Source organism: Sagittula sp., from assembly GCF_052825245.1.
This window is the reverse complement of the sequence record NZ_JBRBWD010000031.1, coordinates 1-14,754: the sequence shown is the minus strand read 5'-3', so window position 1 is coordinate 14,754 and position 14,754 is coordinate 1. Positions and strand designations below refer to the sequence as shown.

Here is a 14,754-nt window from a genome sequence, read left to right as displayed (position 1 = left end):
GGGCGTCGCGTCGGACGGCTTTGGCGTCCGCGGCGGGGTCTATTCGTCGAGCGTTGCTTTGCGGCGACGGAACTCTTCTTCGTCGATTTCCCCATTTGCAAAGCGGCGCCTGAGCGCTTCCTGCGCGTCCGAGTCCGGGGGACGGGTGCCATTGTCCCGCAGCCTGAACACCAGAAACACCACCAATGCGATCAGCGCACCCCAGAAGGCGAGCATCATGAAGCCGCCCATAAAGCCATAGCCACTGCCCCACATGTGCCCCGTCCAGGAGCCTGGTCCATCAGCCTGCGCCATGCTGGCGGGCAAGCTGGCCAGCAACGGCAGGATCAACGCGTTCAGTTTCATCTGTTTCTCCTTCGATCAGTTCGGTTTCATCCAACGGGATGGTGACAACAGCGCGCAAACCCGCGCTGTTCTGATTGACCAGCTGGATATCGCCGCCATGGGATTGGACGATTGTCCTCGCGATTGAGAGCCCAAGCCCATAACCGCCCGTTTCCAGAGACCTCGATTGCTCGAGGCGATAGAACGGATCGAAGACCTTTTCCAACTGGTCGACGGGAATGCCGGGCCCATTGTCATCGATGTTGAGTACGAGGTTCGAACCGTGGGTCGCCCAGCTGACTTTTGCGGCACCACCGTAGCGAACGGCGTTCTCAAGCAAGTTCCTCAGTGCCCTTCGGAACGCGTTGGGTCGAAGCCGCACGGCAACATCATCACTCGGGGCAAAGGTGCAGTGTGCCGCCATATCGCTGCACAAGCTGTCCAGAAAATTGCGCAGATCGACCACTTCGGCACCTTCGGATCCGGTAAGGCCGCGTGCAAAGGTGAGCGTCGCTTCGACCATACTCTGCATCTCTTCGACCGATGCGATGAGGCTGTCCCGCGTCTCTTCTTCGTCAACCAGCTCCGCGCGGACACGCATGGCAGTCAACGGCGAGCGTAAATCGTGGCCAAGGGCTGCGAGCATACGTGTACGATCACTGACAAACCGGGTCAGCCGTCGTTGCATGCGGTTGAATGCGACGGTCAGATCTCTGACCTCGGTCGGCCCTGTGACCGCCAATTCGCCCACATCTTCGCCCCGGCCAAGATGGTCCGCGGCCTTCGACAGGTGCCGCAAAGGACGCGTCAGGCGCTTCATTACAAACCAGAAGATCGCCACCAGAAGCAGTCCGGCGGAAATCCCGAAGGTCAGCATCGAATAGAAAGGCCATTGGATCGGCGGTCGCTCGAACCGCGTTCCGACATTCAGCCAACGCGCTCCCTTGATGGCGATGGACAGGTTCATTTCAACCGCTGTCAACTCTCCGCGCATCATCGCGAGATGCATTTCTGTCATCTCGTCCGAGAGATTGGGAAGAGGCCGCAACTCGCCCTCGACCTCGTGCAATTCAACGCGAATATCCCGGCTGTAGCTGTCATCCATCAGGGCGCGTATGCGCGCTTCCACGATGCCGCCGTCCGAATGACCGGTGTGATCCACGATCGGAGCGTCCGACAGATCGAACCGGATCAGAGGCGAATTTGCCGCGCGAAGGATCGAGTCCTGCAGATCCAGCGGGGCCTCTTCGATCAACCGCGCGACATTCGCTGCGCGACCCGCGGCCTCGAATCCTAAAGCTGCACGGATCGCAAGGCTGCGCTCGTCGGCGAACAGGAACAGGCTGATCACCTGGGCCACGACAAGTGCCGCGACCACAAGCAGGATCAATTGGCCGCTCAGAGATCTCATCGCACGGCGCATCACGGCGCATCCTCGACATCGGCAGCCAGACAGTATCCGCCGTTCCGCACCGTTTTGATGACACTGGGCCTAAGTACATCCGGCTCGATTTTGCGGCGGAGACGGCTGATCTGATTGTCGATGGTGCGATCCATCGGGCCTGCCGTCCGACCAGCGGTCAGGTCAAGCAACTGGTCACGGCTGAGCACCATCCTCGCGCGTTCCAGCAGGACCGCCAGCAATTTGAACTCGGAGGTCGTCAATGGGGTCTCGGTGGTGGACTCGTCAATCAGCACCTGCCGGTCGGTATCCAGTATCCAGTGCGCAAAAGAGACTTTCCTCCCAGCGAGGCTTCCGGCCACAGGTTCGTCGCGGTTGCTTCTCCGAAGAACCGACTTGATGCGGGCGAGCAGTTCTCGTGGATTGAACGGCTTGGCGAGATAATCGTCCGCACCGATTTCCAGACCCACGATCCGATCCGTTTCCTCACCAAGCGCCGTCAGCATGATGATCGGAAGATCACCCTCTGGCGCAAGTCTGCGGCAAACCGACAAACCGTCCTCGCCCGGCATCATGACATCGAGCACGAGGAGGTCGAAGTGACCAGTGGCCAGCTTGGCATCCATCTCCACGGCATCCCTGGCGACGGTCGTGCGCATTCCGTTCTTCTCCAGGAAGCGCGCGACGCTTTCGCGTATCTGAGCGTGGTCGTCCACGATAAGGATATGAGGTGGCGGTCCCATGGCGTCCTTCCTAGATCATCGTTGCATTCTGTTTCATGGGCAGAATTGTAGCCGTTTGTATCAGGTCAGTCCCTTGCTACAGATGGATACAAATCTGTGCCTGCACCGTGTCGTGCTCCCGGGTAGCGTCGCGCGTATGTTATGTGACCTTTGGGATCGCAACCGATCAAAGGATGAGGTTTTCGAATATGGCTCTTGATTTGAACCGGCGCCGTTTCGTTCTGGGTGCTCATATGACGGTGCTGACCGTCGCGGCGTCACCGCTGTTGGCGCAGAGCCGATCTGTCTGGTCGGCAGAGAATGCCTTTGACGCGCTTCTATCGGATACGGCGCGGATCATCGATGTCAGAACGCACAAAGAGTGGCAAGAAACCGGCGTAGGTGCTGGTGTATGGCCGATAAGCATGCACGCGTCCGGTTTTCCGGACCGATTGTTCAGGGCCAAGGAACTGAGCGGTGATCGCACTGTTGGACTGATCTGCGCCACTGGCGGACGCTCCGCATCGCTGCTTCGAGCGTTGAGACAAGCTGGTTATTCGGGCTACGCCGATATCTCGGAAGGGATGTTGGGATCAGGCGAAGGGCCTGGCTGGATCGCATCGAACTTGCCGACCGTTCCGGTGGATGTCGCCCTGAACGGGTTGCCCCCCGCGTTGGCCTGACCAGTGAAGAATCAATTGGTCCCGTTGTGCTAAAAGCCTGATGTATGGTCAAATTGACCTGTTTGAACAGGAAGACGGGTTTGGGTGTATGACCGAGTTGATGGCTATGTTTGTCGGAATATGCGCGGCGATCGTGATGGGAATTGTCCATCATTATGCGTTGTCGGGCATTCTGAAGTTTTCCCCGCAGCGGTCGGATGGCTCCGGCTTTCGGATCATCCTGACGTTTTCCACGTTGCTGTTGCTGCATGTCTTGGAACTTGTGACGCTCGCCGTGTTCAACACGATGGTGGTGGCAAGCGTTCTGCCGCAATCGTTCAGCAACAGCCCTCCGATGTTTCAGGATGTTCTCTATGTTACGGGCATCTCGTTCTCGACCCTTGGCTATTCGTCCATAGAGGTGGTCGGACCCTTTCGACTATTGCTGATGCTGCAATCGCTTTTGGGCTTCATGTTGCTGACCTGGTCAGCGACGTTTCTTTACTCAGCCTGCCAGCAAGTCTGGCAGAAGGCGAAAGATGACTGAAAATCGCCACGCGCGTCGGACATGAGCTTGGCGTCAGCGTCAAATACGTCCTGATATCGGTCCTTTGACCTCACCGTGGAACGGTTGAGTGAGCGCTGCGTTGCGCGCGTGGATGAATAGCCCTTGACCTTCCAGTTGCTGGAATCCCTAGGTACAAAGCCATGGCACAGATTTTCGAAAAGACAGGCGATCACGTATCGCACCATCGACACGGGGATATCTTGAAATCTCCCGTATGGGTTGGCGTGTTGCTTGTCGTTCTCACATTGCCGGCTCACCTTTTTTTGGATGAGCAAAGCTCGATAGCTCTTGCTTCGATCACGCTTGCTTTGATTGGCGGTGCCTATATCGGCTTTGGCGCTGCGGACGGCAGAGCGCGCGTGTTCTGGGCAGAGCTCGCGGTCGCCCTTTTGTTCGGCTTAGCAGCGTTCCTGGGGCTGATATGGCAGTGGGCCTTCCTCCCCTTGGGCTTGGCCCTTCACGCCCTTTGGGACATGTCACACCACAATTCTTATCGTCTCGCCCGGATTCCGAACTGGTATATTCCATTCTGCGTGGCCTTTGACCTTTTGGCAGCGACGTTCTTCGTTCTGCTCTATGCCGTGTTTTGATCCATGATGATGCGCATCCTTTTTATGGCGGTGTTCCTGATGGGAGTCGTCGCATTGGCCTTCCCGGACGTCCTTGGCGTTGACATTCGCCTGCCGGATCGCGCGGAAATTGACCGCTGGATCGAGGCGGCAGGTCTTGCCGGACCAATTGTCATCGTGGCGCTCATGACAATCGCTATTGTCGCAAGCCCCCTGCCCTCGGCGCCAATCGCACTCGCCGCCGGAGCGGCTTATGGACACACGTACGGGACGCTCTTCGTCGTTCTAGGTGCGGAACTCGGTGCGCTTGCCGCCTTTGGTCTGGCCCGCGGCTTGGGTCGTCCCTTCGTTGAGCGTCATCTCGGTCAGAAGATTAACGCAGGCCTGTTCGGGTCCCAGAACACTCTGACCTTCCTGGTCTTCGGCAGTCGCCTGCTGCCGTTTCTGTCCTTCGATATGATCAGTTACGCCGCAGGTCTGAGCAAGCTGCATCTTTGGAGGTTCGCGCTGGCCACGATGGCCGGGATTATTCCAGCGAGTTTCTTGCTCGCTCACATGGGCAGCCAGGCGATGAACGGCGATGCCCGCACTGCCACATGGACCGCACTTGCGCTGGGTGGCTTTACCGGCCTGTCGGTTCTCTTCGCCGCGACGCGAAAGACCGGTACGAAACGGAAGGAGAGCTGATATGGCCAGTCATTCCCACGCCGGGCATATGCCGAGTTCCGGCAAGGCCCTTGTGATTTCGGCCTGGCTCACCGGCGTCTACTTCGTGATTGAACTGGCCGTCGGGCTCTGGACTGGCTCGATTGCCGTCCTGTCGGATGCGTTTCACACCCTGTCGGCGGTTGGCGGCGTTCTGGTGGCCATCATCGCGCAGCGCATTGCGCGCCGCCCGGCGGATTCGGCGCGGAGTTTCGGCTGGTACCGCGCCGAGATCATCGGGGCACTGGTGAATGGCGGCTTTCTTCTCGGTATGGCGCTTCTGGTGATCTGGATGGGCGCGATGCGGCTCGGGAATCCGATTCACCTGGTGTCGCGTTGCCCTTTAATCGGCTCTGCCTCAATCTGTGTGGTGGAACGGTAGCATTCTCGCCCGCAACAATTCTGGACCGGCTCGGCCGTACATGGCGCGTTTGAGGGTCTTCAGGCGATTGATCTGACCTTCTGCTTGGCCGTTGCTCCAGGGCATCTCGATGGCGTTTTTGACGGCTTCGTAGTCCCGGTTCACTGTGCGGGCAAAGCGCACGATGGGCGCCAGGTCGGTTTCGATCGCGTCGTCGATCCATGCAGGGAGCGGGTCTGCCACGCGGCCGCGCAGGATACCATTGAACCGCATGGCGAGGCTGCGCATCGATACGAAGGCGGGAGAGCGGGTCTTGAGCGCATCGACTTTACGCGCCTGATCCGAGGTGAGCTTGCCGCGCGGTTTGATGCACAGCGCGGCCGCGATGACCGGGGAGATCGCGTGCCCCGTTTCCGGGTCCCGAACCGGCTCCAGGATCTTGTGTTCTACCTTGGGATCGCTCGCTTGCTGTTCGGCTCTGCGCCAACCCGCCAGCAGCCGCTGCAAATGCGACTGGCTCCCCTCGTAACCACGCTCTTGGATCAGACTGAAAAGGGCGCTGCCAGTTCGAATGCCCTCCTTCCAGCTTTGGCTCAGGAACTCTTCAAAATACCATGGCGAACTCGGCTTCAAAGCGGCCCGCCTGCGGTCCGGTGGTGTTTCGAACTGCAGCCATTTCGCGATGCTGCGACGCGGAAACCCTGTTCGCCGCCCGATCTCGCTGCAGGAAAGTCCCTGATTTCGGAGCGCATGGATGGTGGTGAAAATCTCTTCCCGGGACGTCCTGTGCGCAAGGCGGGACTTCAGAAGGCTTCCGGCTGCGGTGATGTTGTCGGCGTCGGACAGCAGCGCCCTGCCGGTGGCACGGCCGTGAAGGTTCATCTGTTCCTCAATGGCCTGCCGCAGGTTTTGCACGATATGGAACCGGTCGGCGACCTGCTTTGCCTGCGGTGCCCCTTGCCGGGCAGCCTTGGCGTAGAGACCGCACCGATCTCTGCTGATCACTTCCACCTCGGGGTGTCGCTTTAGTCAGTTGGTGCAGGTGACGACATCTCGATCCTCGAGGATGTCGATGACCACGCGACGCTCCAGATCCACGATGATCGTGCCGTAGGTTTGCGATTTCCGCCAGCTCCAATCGTCGATCCCGATGATTGTCGGCGCCTCGGTGGTGCCTTGAGCACACCTTTTCAGCTGCCTGAGCACCGTGTCATCGCTGACCCCAAGGCCCAAACGATGCAACAACCGCTCCGCAGGCCGTCCGCCTGTCGCATGCCCAAGATGGCCGACAATCTCCCCTACACGCGAAGTACGACGTGCAAATGGACGCGCAATCGAGCTGATCTGGTCCGAGAAAGTCCGGCGCGGGCAAGCAGGCGCCAAACATCGCCAACGGCAAACTGCGAGATCAACCGTTACCGCGTCTCCATGCGCGGGATAATCCTGCAGCCACCGACGCCGCCAGCCATGACGTCGGCGTGAATGCAATCCACAGTCTGGGCAAATGCCGTTGGGTGCCAAGACGCCAGATAGTTCGCCCTGAACAACTCCCAAGCACCTGACTTTGCTTGCTGATCTGATGAAATTGATGGCGTGGAATCGCAGGCTTTCGTAAGCTGCGTCTTGAAACCTTGCGATTTCCGGAGCCGTGATGAAGCCTCGTCCCCGCGCTGAAGAGCAGGACGACCTCCTGCGTCCCCGCCTGACCGACATGATCGATCTGCGCCACGAACTGGCGAAACTGGCGGAGCTGATCGACTGGGAGTTCTTCGAGCGGGAGTGGGCCGGGTTTTTCCCCTCCTCCGTGGGAAGGCCAGCAACGCCGCCGCGGCTCATCGCAGGGCTTCTCTATCTCCAGCACGCCTTCGACCTGTCGGACGAGGCTGTCGTCGCCCGCTGGGTAGAGAACCCGTATTACCAGCACTTCTGCGGCGAGATCTTTTTCCAGCACCGCCCGCCGATCGACCCGTCCTCACTCACCCGCTGGCGCAAGCGCATCGGTGAAGAGGGCGTCGAATGGCTGCTGACCAAGACCATCGAGGCTGGCCGCGCCTCAGGAACGGTTGAGGAGAAGAGCTTGGAGCGGGTGTCGGTCGACACGACGGTCATGGAGAAGAACATTGCGCATCCGACCGACGCCCGGCTCTACGAGACGGCGCGGCAGAAGCTGGTGGCGCTGTCTGCCGAGGCCGGCATCGAGCTTCGCCAGAGCTACGCGCGCCTGGCGCCGCGCCTGGCGATCAAGGTCGGACGTTATGCCCACGCTCGCCAGTTCAAGCGGATGCGCAAGGCGCTGCGGACGCTGAAAGGCTACACGGGCCGCGTCATGCGTGACCTGCGCCGCCAGCTCGACAGCGTGCCGGCAGGCCCGCTACGGGAGCGTATTCTCGACATGCTGGTTCTGACTTCGCGGCTGCTGCGCCAGCAGCCGAAGGACAAGGGCAAGATCTTCAGCCTGCACGAGCCGGAGGTAGACTGCATCTCCAAGGGCAAGGCGAGGGTGCGCTACGAGTTCGGGACCAAGGTCACTGTCGCCGCCACCATCGACGAGGGCTTCATCGTCGGCATGCGGGCGCTGCCCGGCAACCCCTATGACGGCCACACCCTCGCCGAGGCCCTCGAGCAAGTCGAGGTGTTGACCGACCACCGCCCGGCTCTCGCGCTCGTCGACCGCGGCTACCGCGGGCACGGCGTCGAGACGACGCGGGTGCTGATCAGCGGCACTCGGAAAGGGATGACGCCAACACTGACCAAGCTCCTGCGTCGCCGCAGCGCCATCGAGCCGGAGATCGGCCACATGAAAACCGACGGGCGGCTGACGCGCTGTCCGCTCATGGGCACCACCGGCGACGCGCTCTTCGCCGTCCTCTGCGCCTGCGGCCACAACATCCGTAAGATCCTCGCCCACCTCAGGGCGCTTTTGGCGCTCTTAATCCGCACCATTCTCAGCGCGTTCGCAGCGGGACACCCTCACGGAAACCGAGCTGTCGCCGTCTGAGCGAATTGTTCAGGGCGGACCAGATACAATCCACCCGCCGGATTCACTTCGTTCAACGCTTTGAACTGCAACATCGCTGCCCGGCGACCAGTGCTTCTTCGAACTCACAACTATCCCTCCTGAATTTTCCAGTTTCAGGATAGTTGCGCCACACAAAGTGAGGCAGAGCCCAATTAAGGGCTACGCGACGCGATCAACGCACCGGGAAGTGTCGACAGAAGATCGGTCCTTTCCTTCAGCACCATGGCATTACCCCGCGCAGCAGCTGAGTTTGGCCACATCCTTGTCGAAAGTCTGGGCCGCAAGTTTCAGCCCTTCAACCGTGGTCAGATATGGGAAAATCGTTTCGCCGAGGGCCTTGGAGGTCATGCCGAACTTGAGCGCCATTGCCAGCGTCTGGATCGTGTCCGAGCCTTCGGGCGCCACGATCTGGCCGCCCAGCAGGCGGTCGGTCTTGGCGTCGGCCACCAGCTTGATCACGCCGCGGGTGTTGCGGGCCGCGGCGGCGCGCGGGACGTTGTCGAGCGTGATCACGCTGATCTTGACCTCGTGCCCCGCCGCCTTGGCCCCAGCCTCTGAAACGCCGACACCGGCCACTTGCGGGTCGGTGAACACGACCCATGGCATCGCCGCATTCTCATAGCGCATTGGCTCCAGTCCAAGGGCATTGTTGATTGCCACCTTGGCACCGTAGGCGGCCATGTAGACGAACTGGTCACGGTCGGTGACATCGCCCGCCGCCCAGACGCCGGCCCGCGTCGTGGCCATGTCAGGACCGACCTTGATCGAGCCGCGCGCGTCGGTCTCTATCCCGAGGTCTTCCAACCCGAGGTTCTCGGAATTGGCCACCCGTCCGGTGGTCACAACCAGCCGTTCGGCGGACAAAACCTCGGTCTTTCCATCGCGTTCGACAGTCAGAATGACGCCGCCCGCAGCTTTCGCGGCCGAGACGTAAGCAAGACCGGTCTCGACCGCGATGCCTTCGGTCTTCAGCGCTTGCGTCAGCGCCTGGGCCACCTCCGGCTCGGCGCCGGGCAGAAGGCGCGAGCGGGTCACAAGCGTGACTTTCACCCCCAGCCTTGAGGCCATCTGCGCCAACTCGCAGCCGATATAGCCGCCGCCCAGCACAATGATGCTTTCGGGCCGGTCGGGCAGGGTCAGCAGACCGGTGGAATCGAGGGTCTCCACGGTGTCGATGCCTTTGATGGCAGGTTGATGGGGGCGCGAGCCGGTGGCGATCAGGATGCGCGGGGCGGATATCACCCGCCCGCCGACAGCGACGCCACCCTCGACCAATCGCGCCGGGCCGTCCTCGATATAGGTGACGTTCTCATAGGCGGGCAGCAGGTCGATATATTTCTTGTGCCGCATCTCCGCGACCAGATCGGTCGTGCCTTTCACAACGGCTGGCCAATCCACCGCATGTTCGCAGGACGCAATGCCCGGGAACCGGGCAGCGGACGCGCCACCATGGGCCGCCTCTGCGGCGCGGATCATCGCCTTGGACGGAACGCAGCCGACGTTCACGCAGGTGCCGCCGATGGTGCCGTGCCCGACAAGCGCCACCCGCTTTCCGGCTTCAGCTGCAGTGATCGAAGCCGAGAACCCGGCAGAGCCCGCACCGACGACGATCAGGTCATAACTGTCGGCGCCGACATCCTTCGAAGAGCAGCAATCATGTTCCTTGACGGTTTGATCCATTTTCATTTCCTTTACTTGAACCGGGCGCCACCATCTTGGCGGCGGTCAAATTTCAATTCACACCATCGACCCGATGTCGGAGGCGTAACTGGGATAAGCGAAAATCATCGCCTTGATCTGATTTGCGGTCTGCCCGGCACCCATGGCCATGGCGAAAAGATTGATCTGCTCCTCGGCTCCTGGTCCGATCAGGTGCGCGCCGAGTATTTGCCCGCTGCCCCGTTCGACAAGAACCTTGAATCCGGTGTGTTTCGCGCCGACGCGCAGCGACGAATACCAGCCCTCCGTCTTCTCGAAATGCACATCGAACTTCAGCCCCTGCTCCCTGGCCGCCGCTTCCGACAAGCCCACGGTAGCAACCATGGGCAGGGTGAAGACCACTGACGGGATCGGCGGATACTTGATCTCCCGCGCGTCCTTGCCGCCCAGAATGTTCTTCCCCGCGATGCGTCCCTCTGCCGCCGAGACCGGGGTCAGATTCAACCCGCTATCAGCGCAGTCGCCGGCCGCGAAAATGGCCGGGTTGGTGGCGCGCATCGCGTCGCTCACCTTGATGCCACGGCGTGAGTATTCGACTCCAGCGGCCTCGAGGTTCAGCCCGTCTATGTTGGGCACGCGGCCGGTGCCATGCACCACCAGATCGCAAGTGATCGTTTCGGTGCCGTCGTGACGTTCCACGGTGACCACGACTTCGTCGCCCTGTTTCTCGATCTTCGCCACCTTCGCTTTGGTGCGCAGATCGACGCCCAGCTCTGCGGTCGCCTCGACCAGCATCGCGACCAGATCGGGATCAAAGTTGCCCAGGGGGCGGTCCATCATCTCCAGCACGGTCACCTCGCGCGCGCCCGCGCGCTTGGCCACATGGGCGAATTCCATCGCGATGAACCCGCCGCCGACAAAGGCGATGCGGTCGGGACGCTCGGGCAGTTCCAGGAAATCGGTCGAGGTGGCGAGATACTCCTCGCCCGGGATGTTCAGCGTCATCGGTCGGGCACCGGTGGCGATGTGGAAATGCTTCGCCCTCAGGGTCTCGCCGTTCAACTCGATCGCATCGGGGCCGGTAAACCGTACCTCTCCGTGCAAGACGTCGATCCCGGCCTTTTCCAGCCCGGCCTCGATGCGCGGTGGCATCGCGTCGGTGAAGCTGCGCTTGAAGGCGATCATGTCGGACCAGTTGACCGAAGGCTGCGCCTCCAGCCCCTTGCCCTTCATGTTTTCCGCCCACTCGACGCCCTCGGTGACGGCGATCAGCATCTTCTTGGGATCGCAACCGCGCAGGGCGCAGGTGCCGCCATGGGGCTCGCTGTCGATGCTGGCGACGCTCCAGCCGGCATTCGCCGCCATCCGGGCGACGCCATTGCCACCGGTTCCACCGCCGATCACGATAAGGTCGTAGCTCTTCGTCATAAGGTTTTTCTCTTCAATGCTTTGTCTGAGGCGCTATTTGGATGGATGTCAGCCCAGTTTCCCTCAGGACGCCGAGCCGCGCGCGTTCTTGCGCCAGAGCGCGTAAATGGTCAGCAGGATAAAGATGCCCAGTGCCGGAAACAGCACGAGGTCGAGATATCCGACGACGGCGGCCAGGCCGACCGCGCCGAAGAGGATCACCAAAATGGGCGTAAAGCAGCAGAGCGCCACAATGATGGTGCCGATGATGCCCACTTTCAAAAGGCCGTTCGAAGATGTGTCGTCTGAAGGCATCGTAATTTGTTTCCTCATGTCTGGTGCATCAATTGCGTGGTGCCACCGGATCCGGGATCGACCCGAACAGCCCAAAGACCTGTGCCGGTGCGTTGCTCTACTCGGCCGCGAAATCGGCCGGGCGGTGGATACTCTCACCGGCGGCCCGGGTTTTGGTGCAAGTCTCATCCGGTGCGCCATCGACACCTGCTGATCCCCTGCGCCTGATCTCGCGAACAACCAGCGCCGCGCCAATTGCCGCGACGACAGCGGCTATTCCGCCGAGCCCCATCAACCACCCGCCAATCCCGCCGAGAATGGTGGCTAGGATGACGCCACCGCCGCCGCAGCAGATCACCATGATCGGCGCGGCAATGATGAAGGCCAGAAGCCCGCCCAAATGTTTGTCATCCATGGCCATACCCGTCCTTCCGTGCTCAGGACTCCCCCGCCTGGAGCACCTCGGCCGGATAGCCATTGGCCAGAACCGCCTCGATGATCATGTCTGGGTTGGCCGCCTGATCGTCGAAGGCCACGACGTAAGTGCCCGTGCCAAACTCCTCGCCTTCCTGGAAGTCGACGATTTCGACCGTGGGCACGCCGCGCATCGCCGCCGCGACGGTGAACGAGCAGGTCGGGCATGTCAGTTCGGCGACACCGACATTGATGCGCTGTTCTTCGGCACTGGCGGGCATTGCGGCCAGAATGCCGAGAGTTGCGAGTGCGAGAGAGAGATGTTTCATCGGTTACGCCTTTCAGTAGGACAGGATGTAGGGGGTCAGGTAGGGGAAGATCATCGCCACGGCGACGATCCCGCTGGCAATCCAGAGAATGGACCGCATGAGTGTTCGGTTCATCGGTCGCGCGCAGGTGCCATCAACGCAGGCTTCGGCCGGGATCGGGCTATACGCCTTGTAAAAGCCGTATCCGATGAAAGCGGCACTCAGTGCGAAGGTGATCCACTTATATTGATAGAACGCGCCCAACTGGGCGATGAACACGCCGGTGACGCCGAAGCTCACCAGCACCAGCGGCAGGATGCAACAGGAGGTCATGGCCAGCGCGCCGAGTACGCCGAGCCCGGTTGTCGCCCATGCCTTTTTGTCAGCTGCCGGGGTTTCGCCCATTGCCGACTGGCGGCCGGCGGATGTGGTTTCAGTCATGGTTCGAATCATCCTTGCCTCAGTGATGATCTCAATCTAGGGTCTGTAGCTGGTACAGGCTCAAGGGGGTTTGGTGTGAATAATCATCACAGATCGGTGAAGGTCCTCAGGCGCGGAGATCTGGCCAAGCTGACCGGCTGCAATCTCGAAACTATTCGCTACTACGAGAACATCGGCGTCATGCCCGAGCCGCCGCGCTCCAGCAAAAATTATCGCGTCTACGATGACAGACATGTCGCGCGTCTGCGCTTCATCATGCGCGCGCGCGAGTTGGGGTTCACGCTCGACGAGGTTCGCGATCTGCTCGCATTGGTCGATGGCGGGGCCCAGACCTGCGGCGAGGTGCAGGGTCTGGCAAATGCGCATCTCGCTTCAGTCCGCGCCAAGATCGCGGATCTCAAGCGCATTGAGCACGTCCTGTCGTCCACCGTGGCGCAATGTAGCGGAGACGATGTGCCCGAATGCCCCGTCATAGATGCGCTGAGGGAGGAGGCCTAAAAGGTTTCTTGAGGAAATCCGCGGCAATCAAACCGGACAGTCCTTGGCTTCCGCGCTAGGAACACCGTGACCAATATCGCGGGCAGCGAAGAAACCGCGCTCTGAGGTGCCCCTAGTTTCCTAGACATCCGCTTCCACGAATCAGGCCGTAGCCGGCCAAGCTGATCAACTCGGACAGGTGCAGGCACAGAGTTACCGCAAGATTTATCGCTCGATCCGGCACCGCGGCTTCGAGGTGCTCGCGCCTCTCCTGAAGGTCGCGTATTTTACTGGAAACTGAATGGCTGAAATCCCGCTTGGGCATGTTCTTGTTCTCATTTAGGCAAATTCTAATTTGCTGTCCGCCACATTCGAAACTTTCCCTGCCCTGTTACCTCACGGACCAATCCCCTTTCTTCCATCCAGGTCAGGTTCCGCTGGACCGCCGCTCGGCTAGTGCCGGTCAGGGCCTCGGCCATCGGTGCGGAGAGGAGCGGCCATTCGGTCAGCACGGCACGCAAAGCCGGTGGAGTTTTGCCTGAGAGCGAGCTCATCTCTGCTTCTGTCCTCGCTGACCATGTCTCGATATAGTCCAAGTGCCGCATCGCGGTCAGGCAGGCAGTCTCCATCCCATCCAGCCAGCGAGCAAGACGCTCCGGTGGTAAGCCCGACGCGCGCAACCCCCCTGCCCCACCCATAGCTAGTGGTGCAAAGTTCGCTCCCTTTCCGTCGCTGGCCGTGATCCTTGCCGCGGTAACGGCTGCTTCGATCTGGTCGCCTTGTTGCCCGAGACCCGCCAAGCTCCAGAGGTGAAACCCCATGCAAGCCCGCGTGATCGGGTGTAGATGAACAGCTGATTTCATCACCTCCAGCCATCCGCCCGCGCGCTCCTCTAGCCGCTCGGTGGCATCCTCGATGTTCTCGGGATCGCGGCGGTCCAGAAAGGCCGCCAGATCGACCATTGGACCCGGACCACCCATCAGGCGGCGAACAGCCCAGCCAACTCTTGCCAAGGCATTCGGGTCATCCTGTGCGCCAGACAATCGCATTGATATCCAAAGAGCGAGGCGGTCAGAACTCACCCGATCCCCTGCAAGCCAGCTGAGGTCTGCCGCCTCGATCAGTGCCAGTCTGTGTCGCCAGCCATCCGGGCCACGCAGCAAGCGGTCATCCAGCGCACCCAGGCGTCCAGCCACCTTTGCCAGCCGCGCAGCCTGAGCCGCTTCCGCCTTTGCCCAGTCGTCGATGACAGCAATGTCGGACGGTTCTGCCCGTGGCCCGGGCGGCAAATCATCCGGTTCTTCTTCGAGCGGCCCCGGCAGGAACCAGAGGTCGTCCTCGTGAGCCCCCACATCCCCCTCGGTGGTGATGAGGGGGTCGTCAAAATCATCAGGAAAAGTAGATGCTTGCGGCTTCATATGT

Annotated in this window: 19 protein-coding genes and 1 pseudogene; 7 read left to right on the top strand and 13 right to left on the bottom strand. The window is 60.9% G+C overall.

Annotation, left to right across the window (positions count from 1 at the left end; genetic code table 11):
* Window positions 1-39 precede the first annotated feature (39 nt).
* The 3 genes from ACU0DV_RS10835 to ACU0DV_RS10825 are packed head-to-tail and all read right to left on the bottom strand — an operon-like array spanning window position 40 to window position 2,469.
* On the bottom strand, window positions 40-345 hold the full coding sequence (locus ACU0DV_RS10835; RefSeq protein ID WP_222481198.1) for an SHOCT domain-containing protein: 306 nt from the start codon (window positions 343-345) through the stop codon (window positions 40-42).
* Window positions 281-1,747 carry an ATP-binding protein gene (locus ACU0DV_RS10830; RefSeq protein ID WP_446273545.1) on the bottom strand — a complete coding sequence of 489 codons (1,467 nt, stop codon included), beginning with the start codon at window positions 1,745-1,747 and terminating at the stop codon, window positions 281-283. The genes ACU0DV_RS10835 and ACU0DV_RS10830 overlap by 65 nt, the downstream gene beginning before the upstream one ends.
* On the bottom strand, window positions 1,747-2,469 hold the full coding sequence (locus ACU0DV_RS10825) for a response regulator (protein WP_007803380.1): 723 nt from the start codon (window positions 2,467-2,469) through the stop codon (window positions 1,747-1,749). The genes ACU0DV_RS10830 and ACU0DV_RS10825 overlap by 1 nt, the downstream gene beginning before the upstream one ends.
* 188 nt (window positions 2,470-2,657) lie before the next feature.
* On the opposite strand from ACU0DV_RS10825, the gene ACU0DV_RS10820 reads away from it, so the two are divergent.
* The 5 genes from ACU0DV_RS10820 (at window position 2,658) to ACU0DV_RS10800 (ending at window position 5,334) form a co-directional block, all read left to right on the top strand.
* Window positions 2,658-3,131, top strand: a complete 474-nt coding sequence (locus ACU0DV_RS10820) for a rhodanese-like domain-containing protein (protein WP_008327269.1) — start codon at window positions 2,658-2,660, stop codon at window positions 3,129-3,131.
* A gap of 88 nt (window positions 3,132-3,219) precedes the next feature.
* Window positions 3,220-3,657: an ion channel gene (locus tag ACU0DV_RS10815; RefSeq protein ID WP_222481193.1), complete on the top strand. Its 438-nt coding sequence runs from the start codon at window positions 3,220-3,222 to the stop codon at window positions 3,655-3,657.
* A gap of 161 nt (window positions 3,658-3,818) precedes the next feature.
* Entirely contained in the window at window positions 3,819-4,268 is a 450-nt protein-coding gene (locus ACU0DV_RS10810) for a DUF6010 family protein (protein WP_008327267.1), read from the top strand.
* A 3-nt stretch (window positions 4,269-4,271) separates the two neighbouring features.
* Window positions 4,272-4,934, top strand: coding sequence for a TVP38/TMEM64 family protein (locus ACU0DV_RS10805; protein WP_446273544.1), 663 nt, complete (start codon window positions 4,272-4,274; stop codon window positions 4,932-4,934).
* 1 nt (window position 4,935) lies between these two features.
* Window positions 4,936-5,334: a cation diffusion facilitator family transporter gene (locus tag ACU0DV_RS10800; protein ID WP_425463158.1), complete on the top strand. Its 399-nt coding sequence runs from the start codon at window positions 4,936-4,938 to the stop codon at window positions 5,332-5,334.
* Here ACU0DV_RS10800 and ACU0DV_RS10795 read toward each other — a convergent pair.
* The 3 genes and pseudogenes from ACU0DV_RS10795 to ACU0DV_RS10785 all read right to left on the bottom strand — a co-directional run.
* Window positions 5,311-6,318 carry a transposase gene (locus ACU0DV_RS10795; protein WP_418789403.1) on the bottom strand — a complete coding sequence of 336 codons (1,008 nt, stop codon included), beginning with the start codon at window positions 6,316-6,318 and terminating at the stop codon, window positions 5,311-5,313. The genes ACU0DV_RS10800 and ACU0DV_RS10795 overlap by 24 nt on opposite strands.
* A 24-nt stretch (window positions 6,319-6,342) precedes the next feature.
* Window positions 6,343-6,555 carry a hypothetical protein gene (locus ACU0DV_RS10790; protein ID WP_420837136.1) on the bottom strand — a complete coding sequence of 71 codons (213 nt, stop codon included), beginning with the start codon at window positions 6,553-6,555 and terminating at the stop codon, window positions 6,343-6,345.
* A 198-nt stretch (window positions 6,556-6,753) separates the two neighbouring features.
* Window positions 6,754-7,026: pseudogene (locus ACU0DV_RS10785) on the bottom strand (hypothetical protein); the annotation flags it as partial.
* On the opposite strand from ACU0DV_RS10785, the gene ACU0DV_RS10780 reads away from it, so the two are divergent.
* A complete protein-coding gene (locus ACU0DV_RS10780; protein WP_127657319.1) occupies window positions 6,965-8,311 on the top strand; it encodes an IS5 family transposase in 1,347 nt (448 codons plus the stop codon). The pseudogene ACU0DV_RS10785 and the gene ACU0DV_RS10780 sit on opposite strands and share 62 nt — an antisense overlap.
* Window positions 8,312-8,560: 249 nt before the next feature.
* Here the strand turns inward: ACU0DV_RS10780 and merA are convergent, their stop codons facing one another.
* The 6 genes from merA to ACU0DV_RS10750 all read right to left on the bottom strand — a co-directional run bounded on the left by merA (window position 8,561) and on the right by ACU0DV_RS10750 (window position 12,855).
* Entirely contained in the window at window positions 8,561-10,012 is a 1,452-nt protein-coding gene (gene merA / locus ACU0DV_RS10775) for a mercury(II) reductase (protein WP_009807474.1), read from the bottom strand.
* A gap of 57 nt (window positions 10,013-10,069) precedes the next feature.
* A complete protein-coding gene (locus tag ACU0DV_RS10770; protein WP_008335974.1) occupies window positions 10,070-11,419 on the bottom strand; it encodes a dihydrolipoyl dehydrogenase family protein in 1,350 nt (449 codons plus the stop codon).
* 63 nt (window positions 11,420-11,482) lie between these two features.
* On the bottom strand, window positions 11,483-11,713 hold the full coding sequence (gene merF, locus ACU0DV_RS10765; RefSeq protein WP_050759304.1) for a mercury resistance system transport protein MerF: 231 nt from the start codon (window positions 11,711-11,713) through the stop codon (window positions 11,483-11,485).
* A 97-nt stretch (window positions 11,714-11,810) separates the two neighbouring features.
* The gene (locus tag ACU0DV_RS10760; protein ID WP_008335977.1) at window positions 11,811-12,113 is read right to left on the bottom strand and encodes a hypothetical protein; all 303 of its coding nucleotides are present in this window, start codon (window positions 12,111-12,113) and stop codon (window positions 11,811-11,813) included.
* 16 nt (window positions 12,114-12,129) lie between these two features.
* Complete coding sequence (locus ACU0DV_RS10755) at window positions 12,130-12,435, bottom strand: hypothetical protein (RefSeq protein ID WP_009807473.1); 306 nt, start codon at window positions 12,433-12,435, stop codon at window positions 12,130-12,132.
* Window positions 12,436-12,447: 12 nt separating this feature from the next.
* Window positions 12,448-12,855: a mercuric transporter MerT family protein gene (locus tag ACU0DV_RS10750; protein WP_176244179.1), complete on the bottom strand. Its 408-nt coding sequence runs from the start codon at window positions 12,853-12,855 to the stop codon at window positions 12,448-12,450.
* Between the two features lie 96 nt (window positions 12,856-12,951).
* Here ACU0DV_RS10750 and ACU0DV_RS10745 point away from each other — a divergent pair, with 96 nt between their 5' ends.
* A complete protein-coding gene (locus ACU0DV_RS10745) occupies window positions 12,952-13,353 on the top strand; it encodes a MerR family transcriptional regulator (RefSeq protein ID WP_008335980.1) in 402 nt (133 codons plus the stop codon).
* Window positions 13,354-13,682: 329 nt separating this feature from the next.
* Here the strand turns inward: ACU0DV_RS10745 and ACU0DV_RS10740 are convergent, their stop codons facing one another.
* Window positions 13,683-14,750, bottom strand: coding sequence for a hypothetical protein (locus tag ACU0DV_RS10740; protein ID WP_008335981.1), 1,068 nt, complete (start codon window positions 14,748-14,750; stop codon window positions 13,683-13,685).
* Window positions 14,751-14,754: the final 4 nt, after the last annotated feature.